Consider the following 14,445-nt stretch of genomic DNA (forward strand, 5'->3'; position numbering starts at 1 on the left):
CAGAGGAGTTTTCATGAAAATCATGTTTTCCGCCGGCGAAGCGTCCGGCGATATGCACGGCGCCAACTTAGCGAAAGCCCTGCGGGAACTGGACCCCAGCGTAGAATTGCTGGGCATGGGCGGAGCCCGTATGGAAGAGGCCGGCGTAAACATCATATATGATATTAAAAATCTGGGATTTATCGGCGTAGGCGAAATTCTGCGCAAGATTCCCTTTTTCTTCCGTCTCCGCGATTTTCTCATCCGGAAGATGAAGGAAGAAAAACCGGATTTGCTGGTCTGCATCGATTATCCCGGCTTTAATATGCAGCTCATCAAGAAGGCCAAGGCTGCCGGCATTACCGTCGTCTATTACATCTTGCCGACGATCTGGGCCTGGCACAAGAGCCGGGGTCATACGATTGCCAAGTATTCCGATTTGGCTATTTCCCTGTTTCCCTTTGAGGCGGACATGTATAAGGCCATGGGGACGAACGTCGTCTATGCGGGCCATCCCCTTCTCGACTCGGTCCATCCGTCTATGAGCCGCGGCGAAGCGGAGGCCTTTTTCGGCCTGGATGCCAGCAAGAAGACGATACTGCTCATGCCGGGCAGCCGGATGCAGGAAGTGCGGGGATTGCTGCCGGTCATGCTGGAAGGCGTACGGAAGATACAGGAAACGGTGCCCGATGTGCAGTGCCTCTTGCCGCGGGCTTCGACGATCGATACGTCGGTGCTGGAAGCAATCATAGGGGAGCATGATGTTCCCGTCACGATCGGTGAGAATACCCATGTATACGATATGATGCAGGTCAGCACGGCGGCTATTGCCGCCTCGGGGACGGCGACGCTGGAAACGGCCCTCATGAAGGTGCCTACCCTTTTGGTGTACCGCGTGGCGCCCCTTACGTACTGGCTGTCGAAAGTATTAGTTCACATAGAAAATATCGGCCTTCCCAATATCATCATGGGGCGGCGCATCATGCCGGAGCTGTGGCAGGACGACGTGACGCCTGAGGGCATCGCCAGTGTCGTCGCGCCGTTATTGCACGATGCCGGGCGCTGGGAACAGCTGCGGGACGCCATGGCCGACGTAGGCCGCACCATGGGCGAAGCCGGCTCCGTACGCCGCATCGCCCGGACGATATTACATTTTGCTAAGGAGAACCATCCGAATGAAGCAATATAACAGCTGGCAAAGCTATAAACGTTTGTTGAGGTTTATTACGCCGTATAAAAAACGCCTCGTCGTAGCCGTTATTTGTATGGCCTTTTCCGGCGCGAGCAACGTCGTCGTGCCGTGGCTGATTAAAGACGTTATCGATAAGGTATTGGCGAATAAGGATATTTATACGCTCAACCTCATCGTCATCAGTATTTTGGTATTGTTCCTCCTGCGCGGCTTTTTCTATTTCGGCGAACGCTACCTCATGAGCTTCGTCGGGCAGCGAATCGTAAACGACATACGGGAGAAGCTGTACCGTCATCTGCAGATTTTATCGCTGTCGTATTTTGACCGCCGCAAGACCGGGAATATCATGAGCAACCTGACGAACGATGTCACGGCGCTGCAGACGGCCATTGCCGGCAACCTGATATCCTTCGTGCAGGAATCGGTCATCCTCATCGGCTCCCTCGTTTCGATGCTGGTGCTGAACTGGAAGCTGACCCTGCTGACCCTGGTCATCGTGCCCCTCGTCGTCGTGACAATCAACGTATTCGGCAAGCGATTGCGCCGGGCCGGCCACGAAGTGCAGGGCAAGATGGCCGATATTACGGCCCTTTTGGAAGAGGCCATTTCCGGCATCCGCATTATCCGTTCCTTTAACCGCGAGGCCTTTGAAATCAAACGGTTCGTCAAGCAGAACGACAACAACTTCTGGGCCCTCATGAAGACGACGCGGCTGACGGCTATGCTGACGCCGTTCATTCAGTTTTTTGCAGCCATCGCCATTACGGGGATTATCTGGTACGGCGGCATGAGCGTCATCGACGGCGATATGACGGCCGGCGAGCTCATCGCCTTCCTGATTTACGCCATCAACCTGGCCAATCCCGTGCGGCGCATCAGCGAAATATACGGCGATATCCAGCGGTCCCTGGCCGCTGCCGACCGGGTATTTGAGACCCTCGACACGGAACCGGACGTCAAAGAAAAGGAAGGCGCCGTCGAATTGCCGCCCGTACAGGGCCACATCGAATTCGACCACATTTCCTTTGCCTATGACGCGGAGCATCCGGCCCTTACGGATTTCAACCTGTCCGTCAAGCCCGGCCAAATAGTAGCCCTCGTCGGGCCCAGCGGCGCCGGGAAATCGACGGTGGCCAACTTGCTGCCTCGTTTCTATGACGTGACGAGCGGCCGCCTGACCATCGACGGCGTCGACGTCCGCGACGTGACCTTTTCCTCACTGCGCCAGCAAATCGGCTTGGTGCCGCAGGAGACAATGCTGTTCAACGCGACGGTCCGGGAAAATATCCTCTACGGCCGGCTGGACGCCAGCGACGACGAAATCGTAGCGGCTGCCAAGGCGGCCAACGCCCATGACTTCATCATGAGCCTGCCTCACGGCTATGAATCCATCGTCGGCGACCGGGGCAGCGCCTTGTCCGGCGGCCAGCGCCAGCGCATCGCCATTGCCCGGGCTATCTTGAAGAATCCGCGGATTCTCATCCTCGACGAAGCGACGTCGGCCCTCGATACGGAAAGCGAAAAGATCGTGCAGGCCGCTCTGGACCGCCTAATGGAAGGCCGGACGGCCGTCGTCATCGCCCATCGCCTGAGCACGGTGCGCGACGCCGACCATATCGTCGTCATCGACCACGGCCATATTGCCGAAGAAGGAACCCATGAAGAGCTGCTGGCTAAAAAGGGCTTGTATGCGAACTTGTATGCCGTGCAGTTTAAAGATAACGCAGAAGGATAAGATTCATGAAGACAAATATGAGAGCCCAATCCATGTATTGGCTGTACAACGTACTGCTGCTGGTGTATTGGGCGACGCTGATTCCCATGCTCATTTACCGCCTGATTCGCGAAGAAGGCTTTTATCAGCGCATCAAACAGAGCATCGGGTTTCTGCCGGATGATTTAAAAGAAAAAATATCGAACCGCCACGCCATCTGGGTGCACGCCGCGTCGGTCGGAGAAATCGTAGCGGCCAGCCCTATCGTGCGGGAAATGCGCAAGACCCATCCGAACGAGGTCATCATCGTGTCCGTCGTCACGGCGACGGGATTCCGCATGGCCCATCAGATTATCAAGGGCGCCGACGGGATTTTATATTTCCCTCTGGACCTGCCGTACCTGACGGACCGCATTTTGACCATCGTCAAGCCGCGGGCCATCGTCCTTGTCGAGACGGAAATCTGGCCGAACTTCCTGCGCATCGCGGCCCGCAAGAATATTCCCGTCATGATGATGAACGGGCGCATCAGCCGCCGCAGCTCCAGCCGGTACCGCATGATTACCTTCTTTACGCGCCGCGTCTTGTCGACGATTTACGTGTTCTGCATGCAGAGCCGCATCGACGCCCAATATATCATTGACATCGGCGCCGACCCCAATAAGGTCATCGTCACGGGCAATACGAAGTACGACCAGACCTACGGCATCGTGACGGATGAAGAAAAGAAGCGCTACCTCAAGGAGCTGGGATTCGACGAAAACACCTATCCCATCATGATTGCCGGCAGCACCCATAAGGGGGAAAACGTGTCGGTATACAAGGCGTTCTGCAATATACGGAACCATTTCCCCGGAGCGAAGCTCATCATAGCGCCGCGCTACATTCATCAGGCCGACCTCATTTACGACGAAGGCGTCAAGCACGGCGTGACGATGGTCAAACGCAGCGACATGGTAGCGGGAAAGCAAATTGCCGGCCCATACGACGGCGTCCTCCTCGATACGATCGGCGAGCTGGGCCGGGTGTACAGCCTGGGCGATTTGATCTTCGTCGGCGGCAGCCTGGCCCATATCGGCGGCCATAATATCCTGGAGCCGGCGGCGCACGGCAAGCCGATTGTCGTCGGGCCGAACATGTTTAATTTCGTAGAAATTTTCGATCTTCTCAGCAGCCGCGGCGCCTGCGTCATGGTGCGGAATGAAGAAGAGTTTATTGATACCTGTCTGGATATACTGATTCACCCTGAAAAGGCGGAAGAAATGAAGCGCCACTGCCTGGAAATCGTCGAAGAAAATCAAGGGGCGACCAAGAAGAACCTCGACGAGCTGCAGCGGCTGCTGGACGAAGTATACGGACATTATGAAGTAGACAAGAAGTAAGCATCGGAGATGAGCATATGGCATTGCGCACGAAACTTGCCGCGTACTTTCTCGATTTGATGAACGGCTCGTCCTCCCATTGCTGGGACGGGCTGGTGCTGGGCGCGCTGGAGCGTGCCGCCGTCCTGTACCGGAAGGGCGTCGAGAAAAAATACCGTTCCTATGCGGACCATCCGGAACGGCAGGTCCGGCTGGACGCCGTCGTCATCAGCCTCGGCAACATTACCGTCGGCGGGACGGGAAAGACGCCGGCTGCCTGTATGCTGGCCCAGCGGCTGCAGCGGGAAGGATACCGCGTAGCCCTGCTCAACCGGGGATACCGCTCTCAGAAGGAACACGACGGGGCGGTCATGTCCGACGGACGGCAGGTGCTGCTGTCGGCGGCGGAAGGCGGCGACGAAGCGTGCCTCATGGCCCGCAGCCTGCCGGGGATTCCCGTCGTCATCGGACGGGAACGCCGACGGAGCGGACAAATGGCTATCGAGCAGTTCGGCTCGCAGGTCTTGCTGCTGGACGACGGCTTTCAGCACTGGCAGCTGCATCGGGACTTGGATATCGTCCTCGTCGACGCAACCAATCCCTTCGGCAACGGCAAGGTATTGCCGCGGGGGATTCTGCGCGAGCCCATGGAGCACCTGAATCGGGCCGGCCTGTTTCTCATTACGAAATGCGACCAGGCGTCGCGGGAAGCCATCGACGCCGTGTACGGCGCGCTGCAGGCCTATAATCCCGACGCGCCCATTGCAGAATCGGTCCATCGGGCTAAGTGGTGCATATCCTTCAGCGACTGGAACGGCATGAAGGGGCGGGAAAACTGCCAGGCTCTTCCTAAGGGAACGAAGGCCGTCGCCGTATCGGCCCTGGGAAACCCGGCGTCCTTTGAGCAGACGATTCGCTCTTTTGGATATGACGTCGTTCAGGCCCTGCGTTACGACGACCACCATCACTATGGAACCGACGACATGGCGGCGATGAAAAAGGCGGCAGACGCCGCAGGCGCCGTGCTGATTACGACGGAAAAGGACGCCGTAAAGCTCAATCCGGAATGGATCAGACAATACGATCTGCCCCTGTACGTCCTGGGCATCGCGCTGGAAGTTACAAGGGGCGGAGAACAGATAGATAAGGTATTACGCCACGTAATAGGAGGTTAGGTTATGAAATTTGTATGCATCATCCCATCCCGCTACGCCTCGACGCGCCTGCCGGGCAAGCCGCTGGCCGATATTGCCGGCAAGCCTATGGTGCAGCGCGTATATGAACAAGCGGCGAAGGCGGCGAAGCTGGAACAAGTCGTCGTCGCCGTCGATAATCCGAAAGTGTACGACACAGTCGTCTCCTTCGGCGGCCATGCCGTCATGACGCGGGAAGACCACGCCAACGGCACGGACCGCCTGGCCGAGGCGGTAGCTCATTTCCCTGACGCCGATGTCATCGTCAACGTCCAGGGCGACGAGCCTCTCATTGCGCCCGACGTCATCGACGCCTTGTGTGCCGTCTTTGAAGAAGACCCGTCCCTGTCCATGGCTACGGTCGCCTCGCCGCTGGCAGAAGAAGAGTACAATGAGCCGAGCGCCGTCAAGGTCGTCATGAATCAGAAAGACGAAGCCATGTACTTTTCCAGATCCCTGATTCCCTATCCGCGCAACGCCTTTGACGATACGATACGCCCGTATAAGCACATCGGCATTTACGCCTACCGCCGCGATTTCCTGCTGCAGTACGCCGCTATGGAACAGACGCCGGCGGAAAAAGTGGAATCGCTGGAACAGTTGCGGGTTCTGGAAAATGGATATAAGATAAAGGTAATCAAGACAAACCATACGTTTATCGGCATCGATACGCCGGAAGATTTAGAACACATCCGCGCATACTTCGCGCAAAAGGGAGAATAACGCATATGATGGAACAAGTAAAACGCGTAGCCGTAGGAAATCAGACTGTCGGCGGAGACGGAAAGCTCTTCGTCATGGCCGGCCCCTGCGTGCTGGAAGAAACGGAACGGGTGCTGAATATCGGCCGGGAAATGAAGCGGATCTGCGAATCCCTGGGGGTCACGTATATCTTCAAGGCCTCCTTTGATAAGGCGAACCGCTCGTCCTACACGTCCTTCCGCGGCCCGGGACTGACGGAAGGGCTGCGCACCTTGAAGTATATTAAAGAAGAATTAGGCGTGCCCGTCGTCAGCGACGTCCACTCCATCGAGCAGGTAGAGCCAGCGGCAGAGGTGCTGGATATCCTGCAGATTCCCGCTTTCCTCTGCCGGCAGACGGACCTTCTGGAAGCGGCGGCGAAGACGGGCAAGTGCGTCAACGTAAAAAAAGGCCAGTTCATGGCCCCGGAAGACATGAAAAACGTCGTCGACAAGATCACCTATATGGGCAATGAAAATATCATGCTGACAGAACGGGGATTCTGCCTGGGATACCATAACCTCGTCGTCGACATGCGCAGTTTCCCCATTATGCGCAGCTTCGGCTATCCCGTCGTGTTCGACGCGACGCACAGCGTCCAGCTGCCCGGCGGCGCCGGCACGAAATCGGCAGGCCTTCGCCAGTACATCGGCAACCTGGCCAGAGCGGCGGCCGGTTCGGGCATCGACGGCGTATTCATGGAAGTGCACGATAATCCTGCCGAAGCTTTATGCGACGGCCCGAATATGTTATACTTGTCGCAAGTAGAAGGCGTGCTGCGCGATATGATCGCCATCAACGACATTACCCGCAGAAGCGTCAGTACGGCGAAATAATATACAGAGGTGACATCACGATGGATATATTAGCAGAAGCAAGAGACGTACTCCAGCAAGAAGCAAAAGGCATTGAAAATCTCATTCCTACGCTGGATCAAAACTTCGTCAATGCCGTGCATATGATTATGGAATCGAAAGGCCGCACCATTGTAACCGGCATGGGAAAATCGGGCCATATCGCCCGCAAGGTATCGGCGACGCTGTCGAGCACGGGCACGCCGTCTATTTTCCTCCACCCGGCCGAAGGCATTCACGGCGACTTGGGCATGGTGACGGGAGACGACGTCGTCCTGGCCTTTTCCAACAGCGGCGAAACCGTGGAAATTTTGAATATCCTGCCGTCGCTGAAACGAATCGGCGCTAAAATCATCGCCGTCGTAGGCAATCACAACTCGACGCTGGCTAAAAATTCCGACGTCATCCTCGACGCATCCGTCGAAAAGGAAGCCTGCCCCCTGGGCTTGGCGCCGACGACGAGCACGACGGTGGCCTTAGCCCTCGGCGACGCCCTGGCTATCGTCCTGCTGTCGTGTCATCACTTTACGAAAAATCAGTTTGCCATTTATCATCCCGGCGGAGCTCTCGGCCGCAAGCTGCTCATGACCGTTGAAAACGTCATGCACAAGGGCAATGACAATCCGGTCATTTCCGAAGACAGCATCGTGCAGGACGCCTTGTTCATGATGACGGAAAAGGGATTGGGCGCCGTGTCGGTCGTCGACGAAGAAGGCCGCCTTGTCGGTCTCGTTACAGACGGCGACGTTCGCCGCGGCCTGGAAACGGGATCTAACTTCCTCCAGTGGCCTGTCGACGCCATGATGACTAAAAATCCCCGTCAGATTACGAGCGATAAGCTGGCTGCCGAAGCCCTTCATATCATGGAAAAGAACCAGCCTCGTCCGATTACGGTACTGCCCGTCGTCGACGGCGACGGCAAGGCCGTCGGCATGGTTCACCTGACGGATTTGCTGCGGCAGGGAGTCGTCTGATGGACGGCTGGAGGGAAATTAAATTGTTGGCCTTCGACGTAGACGGAGTGCTGACGGACGGTACGATTTATTACGGCCCCGGCGGCGACGCCATGAAGGGCTTTTCCGCCCGCGACGGCATGGGGATTTCCCTGGCCCGGGCGGCAGGTCTTAAAACGGCTATTATTACGGGACGCCGTTCGCCTATGGTCGAGCGGCGGGCCGAGGATTTGCATATCGACTACGTGATGCAGAATACGTCGGACAAGCTGGCCGCTTTTTCCCAGCTTTGTCAGGACCTGGGCATATCGATGGGGGAAGCCGCCTATATGGGCGACGATTTGAACGACCTGGCCGTCGTGGCGAAAGCCGGATGCGGCGCTTCGCCGGCCGACGGCTGCGCGGAGGTGCGCGAGGCGGCCTCCTTTGTATCGGCCTATGCCGGCGGCCACGGCGCGCTGCGCGAGTGGGTCGAATATATTTTAAAACAGCAGCACCAGTGGGACAGTGTCCTCAGCCGCTATATGAGCGGCATGGCAGCAGTGATTCAATAGTAGAAAGGAGCGTCTGTATTGTGTTTAAGGATTGGCAGTATCACGCTGCGCGGGGATTAGGCAAGTTGCTGTGCTGTCTTCCGTATCCAGCCGTTATTTCTTTGGGGCGAACCTTGGGCCCGGTTATAGGAAAGCGATTGAAAAAACAGTACGAGCGCGGAATTTTCCACATCATGCGCGGCATGGAATGCGATAGGGGCGCGGCGGAACAGATCATGCACGGCCTGTTTCAGAATTTGGGCCAGTCGCTGATGGAAATTCTCTACACGCCGAAGCTGAATAAAGATAATATTTCCCAGTATGTTACGCTGGAGCATCCGGAACGGCTGGACGCGGCGCTGAAAGAAAACAAAGGCGTCATCGTGCTGACCGGCCACATCGGTAACTGGGAATGGATGGGCGCGTCGCTGGCCCTGTACGGCTACCCGACGACGACTATCGTCAAAAAGCAGCCGAACGACCAGGTGACGCGGCTCCTCAATGAAAATCGCGAAATGATGGGACTGGAAGTATTTGCCCGCGGCGGGAATGAAATGATCATCGCCGCGCGGGCCTTGAAGCGCAAAAAAATATTGGGATTTTTGGCCGATCAGGACGGCGGATTTTACGGCGTTCCCCAGCCCTTTTTGGGGAAGATGTCGTCGACGCCGCGGGGACCGGCGCAGTTCGCCCGTAAATTCCGATCGCCTATCCTGCCGATTTTTGCGATTCACGACGAACACCACCGTCACCGCGTCGTCATCGGCGAGGTCATGTATTATGAAGATACGGGGAATAAGGACGAAGATATCGCCCGGCTGACCCGGAAGATGGCCGTGCTGACGGAACAGTTTATCAAAGATCACCCGACGGAATGGCTGTGGTTCCAGCACCGCTGGAGCACGGCGCCGGAAGAAATTATAGCGTTGCACCAAGGAGCGGAGGCAGACGGCAGTGACGATAACACAACTCAAGCAGAATAAAGGAAAACTTATCGGCGCGGCATGTGTCATCGCCTTTGCCGCCTTATTGTACTCGCTGATGGAAGAGCCCGTGGCGCAGCCTGAGGTGAAGACGGACAACCTCGTCGAATTCGAAGGCTCCGAGCTGGTGGAAAATAAAAACGGCAAGCTCGTCTGGAAGCTGACAGCCGATAAGATTATGATCGATCCCCAGACGGAAATCATGTATTTTACAAATCCTAAAGCCCTGCTCGTCGATGAAGAAGACGGCACGGAAATGACGATTACATCGCCGAATGGCGTTGTAGACCGCAAGAAGCATACGATTGAAATCAAACCGCCGGTCAGTGCGGCGACAAATCGGAATGATACATTGCAGACTGAAGGCAGTGTGTATTATAATATGAATACGCATATGGTAAAGGGCGGCAAGGTCGTCATGAACCGTCACGACAACACGAGCCTCCGCGCCGATGCGTTTGAAACGACTACCAGTATGGATAAGGTAACGCTGACCGGCCATGCGCAGGTAACCAAGGGAGAATAAGCTATGATGAAGAAATTACAGAAAAAAATGCTTGCTTTAGCCCTGTTGGGACTCATGAGCATCCCTGCTGCAGGTCTTTGGGCCGCGGACAATCCGTCCGTATCCGTGACGGCTGACAAGCTGGAATACAACGGCAAGACCCAGGTGGCGACAGCGACGGGCAACGTCGTCATCGTGCGTGACAAGGCGACGATGAACGGCGACAAGGCCGTATACAACTTGAAGACGGCAGAAGCCGACTTGGAAGGGAACGTCGTCGTGCAGCAGCCGGACATGCATTTGACGGCAGACAAGCTGCATTCGACGAACCGCAATTACGTCATTGCGACAGGAGACGTGCGCGGTATTTATCAGGATAAGAAAGTAAACGGCGATAAGGTCGAATACTATTTGGATAAAGATTACGGCATCGTAACGGGCAACGGCTATCTGGAAGCCCAGGGCTCCCGGCTGTGGGCCGACCGCATCGACGCTTGGTTTAAAGAAATCAAGGCCGTAGGGCAGGGCGACGTCCATATCGAATCGCCGGCAGACAATCTCGTAGCCGATGCGACGAAAGCCGTGTACACCCAGACGCCGGGCAAGAACGACGGCGTCGTCCATCTGACGGGAGACGTCAACGCCGTACAGAACGGCAATTCGCTGACAGGCGACAACATCATGATCCGCTTGGCCGATAATTCCGCCCAGGCCATGAGCCGGTCGACCGTCGTCATCATACCGGGCAGCGAATAAGCGGCGGCGCAAGGAGCAATGTATGCTGATTCAAACACATAATTTGGTAAAAATGTATAAGGAAAAGCGCGCTGTCGCCGGCGTCAGCATCCAGGTGAACCAAGGGGAAATCGTCGGCTTGCTGGGACCGAACGGCGCCGGCAAGACGACGACCTTTTACATGATTGTCGGCATTGAGCATCCCGACGAAGGCTCGATCTGCATCGGCAATCAGGATATTACGGGTCTGCCCATCCATAAGCGGGCAGCCTACGGCATCGGCTATCTGCCCCAGGAAGCGTCGATTTTCCGCAAGCTCACTGTCGAAGACAACCTGCTGGCTATGCTGGAGACGACGAAGCTGAGCAAGCGGGAGCAGCGCCGGAAAGCGGAAGCGCTGATGGAGGAATTTTCTATCATCAAGCTGCGCAAGCGTTTGGGGATCCAGCTGTCCGGCGGCGAACGGCGCCGTGTGGAAATCGCCCGGTGCCTGGTCATGGACCCGGCCTTTATTTTGTTGGACGAACCCTTCGCCGGCATCGACCCCTTGGCGGTCAACGATATTCAGGGGATTATCAGCCACCTGAAAAATCGCGGCATGGGCGTCCTCATTACGGACCATAACGTCAGAGAAACGCTGAGCATCGTAGATAAAGCCTATATTTTAAGCGAAGGTCGCATTCTTTTGGAAGGCAATCCGGAAATGATTGCCAACGACCCGGTGGCAAGGAAGTTCTATTTAGGCGACGACTTCAGAATGTAACAGGCAGGGAGACAGAATGCGAATATTAGATAAGTATATATTAAAAGAATTTATCAGCCCGTTTTTGTTCGGCGTCTGTGCCTTTACGGCCGTGTTCATCGGGACGGGGACGCTGTACCGTATTGCCAACCTGATCAATACGTACGGCGCGTCGGCTTGGGCGGCTTTCCGCATTTTAGTGCTGGCTATGCCGTCGATCATCGTCGTGACCTTCCCCATGTCGGTCCTCCTGGGATCGCTGATGGCCTTTGGCCGGCTGTCGAGCTCCAGCGAGCTCATCGTCATGCGGTCGGGAGGCCAGAACTTCGCCCGCCTGGCTATGCCTATTTTCATCGTTGCCTTTTTCATTTCCATCGGCACGACCATTTTCAACGAATACGTCGTGCCTCGGGCCAACAACGCCTACAACACGATTATCAACGAAGAAGTCAAGCATAACGTCGCGCCGGCGACGCAGGACCACATCGTCCTCAAAAACGTCAAAGGCGCCAACATTTCCAGCCTGATGTACGCCCGCCAGTATAATTCGGAAACGAAGATGCTGACGGACCTTACAGTGCAGGAATTTGAAAACGATACGCTCGTGCGGGTGGAAAAGGCCGAATGGGCCGATTGGAACGGCGCGAAATGGGTCATGCACGACGGCATCATTTACGACCTTTCCGGCGGAGACGGCGTAGAACGGACGATGACCTTCGATCATCAGGCCCTGCCTATCGTGCAGAAGCCGGACCGTATCAACGCGTCTCAGAAAGACCCCGATGAAATGACGATACGCGAACTGAGAGAACAGATTCAGATTCTCGATGAAAACGCCGTCAATACCAATAAGATGAAGGTAGAAATGTACAACCGCTTCGCCCTGCCCCTGGCCAGCCTGGTATGCGCCATCGTCGGCGCGCCCCTGGGCATGCAGAAGCAGCGCGGCAGCTCGTCTATCGGCTTCGGCATCAGCGTCGTCGTCATCTTTATTTACTACACGATCATGACGCTGGGGAACGCCCTTGGCAACGGCGGACGGATACCGCCGTATCTGGCCGCGTTCCTTCCCGATATCATCTGCGGCATTACCGGCGCGGTTCTCGTATACCGCAAGTCGAAATAAACGGTTAGCAGCTCGGTCCTATTAGGCAGCCGCGCTGCTAACCCGTTTTTTATATGGACATTTCTTATAAAAATAGGGAATGACAGAATGCGTATTATGTTATATGATAATATTATACAAGGAGGTGCTGTATGGAATACGGATGGATTATGCTGTTCGTGCTGGCTATTATGGGCGGTATTATCGCCTATTTAGGCGATAAGATCGGTTCGCGCGTCGGCAAGCGGAAAATTAAATTATTCGGCCTTCGGCCTAAATATACGTCTATCCTCGTCACGATCCTGACCGGCATCAGCATTGCCGCCGTTACGCTGGGCGTCATGTCCGTATTGTCAGAAAACGTGCGCATCGCCTTGTTTGGAATGCAGCAGCTCCGGATGCAGAACGAAGCGCTGGAAACACAGCGAAACCAGCTGCTGAAGCAGGCCGGCGATTTGGGAAAAGAGCTGGATGAAAAAAACCGCCTCATCGCCTCAAACGAAGAATTGCTGCAGCTGCAGCAGGAGCAGCTGGACGGGAAAAACGAGGAAATCCGGCTGACGCAGCTTGATTTGCAGCAGGCTCAGGCAGCTCGGGACGACAAGGCCCGTCAGCTGTCGGTCATACAGGTCGCCATGGATAAAGCCCTGCAGGATAAAGACAAGGCCGTAGCGGACCGGGATGCGGCGCAGCATGACCTGGCCGTACTGGAAGAAACGAAGGAACGCATGGTCAGCACTATCGAGGTGCTCGACAAGCGCATCCGTATCCTCAATGAAACGATGACTAATATCCGCGAGGGAACCGTCATGTTCCGCGTAGGGGAAGTCTTGTCCAGCGTCGTGCTCAGCAGCGGCCAGGACGGCAAGACGACGCGGGAAGAATTGAGCCGGGCCATGCAGCAGACCAACGCCATGATTTGCCGGTATTTGGGCATTACCGATGAAAACGCCGTTTTGGTATACATTGCGCCTGACGAATTCAACGCGGCCATCAGCGCCCTGCAGCAGGGGGGAGCCGGCGGCAAAAAGCTGATTCGCCTCATCGCGGCGGGCAATATCATGGTCGGCGAACCGGCGCTGGTTCATATTGATATGCACGACAACAACCTCATTTATCATAAAGGCGACGTCGTATATGAAACGGAGCTGAACGAAAGCGAAACGGCTCATAATCCGGAATTACAGGTTATGCGTTTTCTGCATGACGTAAACTTGCAGGCGAAGGCAAAGGGCGTGCTGCCCGACCCGCTGAGCGGCAACGTCGGCGCATTGTCGGCGACGGAAATGTTCGATACCATTTCCCGCATTAAGGGGCTCAGCGGCGAACACATCGTCTTGCGGGCCGTCACGCTGAATGACACGTATACGGCAGGACCTCTGGGCATCGACATCATCGTTGAGCCGATTCAATAAGCAAGGAGTAAGAGGAGATTCGAATGATAGCTGCAATTGATCCGGGCTCGGAAAAGACGGGCGTCGCCGTGCTGGGCGGCGACGGGAGCCTGGCGGAGAAAAAAATTATCCCGACGGGAGAACTGGAAGCCTATCTGACTGGGGCTTATGCGCAGTATCGCTTTACCCATATCGTCATGGGCGACGGAACTAACCACAAGCGTCTGCAGCCCGTCGCCGAGGAGTGGATACGGCGGCAGGCTCCTGCCGTGACCTTTTCTCTCGTCGACGAGAAAAATACGACTGTCGAAGGCCGGGCTATGTATTTCAAGTATACGCCCCGCCGGGGATGGCGGCGCTTCGTGCCGCTGTCGCTGCAGTATCCGCCCGAGCCGGTCGACGATTTCGTGGCCTGGATTATCGGTCTCCGTTACATTCATAGGCAAGGGGGAATAGAATGA

15 protein-coding genes are annotated in these 14,445 nt (G+C 56.0%); all 15 read left to right on the forward strand.

The window, feature by feature from the left end; all coding sequences use genetic code 11:
- Nucleotides 1-13: 13 nt before the first annotated feature.
- Entirely contained in the window at nt 14-1,168 is a 1,155-nt protein-coding gene (gene lpxB / locus DKB62_RS09015) for a lipid-A-disaccharide synthase (RefSeq protein ID WP_107195642.1), read from the forward strand.
- Entirely contained in the window at nt 1,155-2,906 is a 1,752-nt protein-coding gene (gene msbA / locus DKB62_RS09020; protein ID WP_087477699.1) for a lipid A export permease/ATP-binding protein MsbA, read from the forward strand. Before lpxB ends, msbA begins: the two co-directional genes overlap by 14 nt.
- A 32-nt stretch (nt 2,907-2,938) precedes the next feature.
- Nucleotides 2,939-4,267: a 3-deoxy-D-manno-octulosonic acid transferase gene (locus tag DKB62_RS09025; protein WP_394802409.1), complete on the forward strand. Its 1,329-nt coding sequence runs from the start codon at nt 2,939-2,941 to the stop codon at nt 4,265-4,267.
- A gap of 17 nt (nt 4,268-4,284) precedes the next feature.
- Nucleotides 4,285-5,421, forward strand: coding sequence for a tetraacyldisaccharide 4'-kinase (lpxK, locus tag DKB62_RS09030; RefSeq protein WP_107195643.1), 1,137 nt, complete (start codon nt 4,285-4,287; stop codon nt 5,419-5,421).
- 3 nt (nt 5,422-5,424) lie between these two features.
- The gene (gene kdsB / locus DKB62_RS09035; RefSeq protein ID WP_087477702.1) at nt 5,425-6,162 is read left to right on the forward strand and encodes a 3-deoxy-manno-octulosonate cytidylyltransferase; all 738 of its coding nucleotides are present in this window, start codon (nt 5,425-5,427) and stop codon (nt 6,160-6,162) included.
- Between the two features lie 8 nt (nt 6,163-6,170).
- Nucleotides 6,171-7,016, forward strand: coding sequence for a 3-deoxy-8-phosphooctulonate synthase (gene kdsA / locus DKB62_RS09040; protein ID WP_087477741.1), 846 nt, complete (start codon nt 6,171-6,173; stop codon nt 7,014-7,016).
- 20 nt (nt 7,017-7,036) lie between these two features.
- Nucleotides 7,037-8,008: a KpsF/GutQ family sugar-phosphate isomerase gene (locus DKB62_RS09045; protein WP_087477703.1), complete on the forward strand. Its 972-nt coding sequence runs from the start codon at nt 7,037-7,039 to the stop codon at nt 8,006-8,008.
- The gene (locus DKB62_RS09050) at nt 8,008-8,541 is read left to right on the forward strand and encodes a KdsC family phosphatase (protein ID WP_107195644.1); all 534 of its coding nucleotides are present in this window, start codon (nt 8,008-8,010) and stop codon (nt 8,539-8,541) included. Before DKB62_RS09045 ends, DKB62_RS09050 begins: the two co-directional genes overlap by 1 nt.
- 20 nt (nt 8,542-8,561) lie before the next feature.
- On the forward strand, nt 8,562-9,503 hold the full coding sequence (locus tag DKB62_RS09055; protein ID WP_087477705.1) for a lysophospholipid acyltransferase family protein: 942 nt from the start codon (nt 8,562-8,564) through the stop codon (nt 9,501-9,503).
- Complete coding sequence (gene lptC / locus DKB62_RS09060) at nt 9,475-10,029, forward strand: LPS export ABC transporter periplasmic protein LptC (protein WP_087477706.1); 555 nt, start codon at nt 9,475-9,477, stop codon at nt 10,027-10,029. The genes DKB62_RS09055 and lptC overlap by 29 nt, the downstream gene beginning before the upstream one ends.
- 3 nt (nt 10,030-10,032) lie before the next feature.
- Nucleotides 10,033-10,764 (forward strand): LptA/OstA family protein, encoded by a 732-nt coding sequence (locus DKB62_RS09065; protein ID WP_232818756.1) that lies wholly within the window; start codon nt 10,033-10,035, stop codon nt 10,762-10,764.
- A gap of 22 nt (nt 10,765-10,786) precedes the next feature.
- Nucleotides 10,787-11,506, forward strand: a complete 720-nt coding sequence (gene lptB / locus DKB62_RS09070; protein WP_095629141.1) for an LPS export ABC transporter ATP-binding protein — start codon at nt 10,787-10,789, stop codon at nt 11,504-11,506.
- A 16-nt stretch (nt 11,507-11,522) separates the two neighbouring features.
- Nucleotides 11,523-12,611: an LptF/LptG family permease gene (locus DKB62_RS09075; RefSeq protein ID WP_107195645.1), complete on the forward strand. Its 1,089-nt coding sequence runs from the start codon at nt 11,523-11,525 to the stop codon at nt 12,609-12,611.
- A gap of 131 nt (nt 12,612-12,742) precedes the next feature.
- Complete coding sequence (locus DKB62_RS09080) at nt 12,743-14,005, forward strand: DUF3084 domain-containing protein (RefSeq protein ID WP_107195646.1); 1,263 nt, start codon at nt 12,743-12,745, stop codon at nt 14,003-14,005.
- 23 nt (nt 14,006-14,028) lie between these two features.
- Entirely contained in the window at nt 14,029-14,445 is a 417-nt protein-coding gene (locus DKB62_RS09085) for a RuvC family protein (RefSeq protein WP_107195647.1), read from the forward strand.

The organism is Megasphaera stantonii (assembly GCF_003367905.1).
GTDB lineage: Bacteria > Bacillota > Negativicutes > Veillonellales > Megasphaeraceae > Megasphaera > Megasphaera stantonii.

Excerpts from the sequence above, each read along its gene's own strand:
- lpxB (WP_107195642.1), top strand. The coding sequence starts at position 14 with ATGAAAATCATGTTTTCCGCCGGCGAAGCGTCCGGCGATATGCACGGC.
- msbA (WP_087477699.1), top strand. The coding sequence starts at position 1,155 with ATGAAGCAATATAACAGCTGGCAAAGCTATAAACGTTTGTTGAGGTTT.
- DKB62_RS09025 (WP_394802409.1), top strand. The coding sequence starts at position 2,939 with ATGTATTGGCTGTACAACGTACTGCTGCTGGTGTATTGGGCGACGCTG.
- lpxK (WP_107195643.1), top strand. The coding sequence starts at position 4,285 with ATGGCATTGCGCACGAAACTTGCCGCGTACTTTCTCGATTTGATGAAC.
- kdsB (WP_087477702.1), top strand. The coding sequence starts at position 5,425 with ATGAAATTTGTATGCATCATCCCATCCCGCTACGCCTCGACGCGCCTG.
- kdsA (WP_087477741.1), top strand. The coding sequence starts at position 6,171 with ATGGAACAAGTAAAACGCGTAGCCGTAGGAAATCAGACTGTCGGCGGA.
- DKB62_RS09045 (WP_087477703.1), top strand. The coding sequence starts at position 7,037 with ATGGATATATTAGCAGAAGCAAGAGACGTACTCCAGCAAGAAGCAAAA.
- DKB62_RS09050 (WP_107195644.1), top strand. The coding sequence starts at position 8,008 with ATGGACGGCTGGAGGGAAATTAAATTGTTGGCCTTCGACGTAGACGGA.
- DKB62_RS09065 (WP_232818756.1), top strand. The coding sequence starts at position 10,033 with ATGATGAAGAAATTACAGAAAAAAATGCTTGCTTTAGCCCTGTTGGGA.
- lptB (WP_095629141.1), top strand. The coding sequence starts at position 10,787 with ATGCTGATTCAAACACATAATTTGGTAAAAATGTATAAGGAAAAGCGC.
- DKB62_RS09075 (WP_107195645.1), top strand. The coding sequence starts at position 11,523 with ATGCGAATATTAGATAAGTATATATTAAAAGAATTTATCAGCCCGTTT.
- DKB62_RS09080 (WP_107195646.1), top strand. The coding sequence starts at position 12,743 with ATGGAATACGGATGGATTATGCTGTTCGTGCTGGCTATTATGGGCGGT.
- DKB62_RS09085 (WP_107195647.1), top strand. The coding sequence starts at position 14,029 with ATGATAGCTGCAATTGATCCGGGCTCGGAAAAGACGGGCGTCGCCGTG.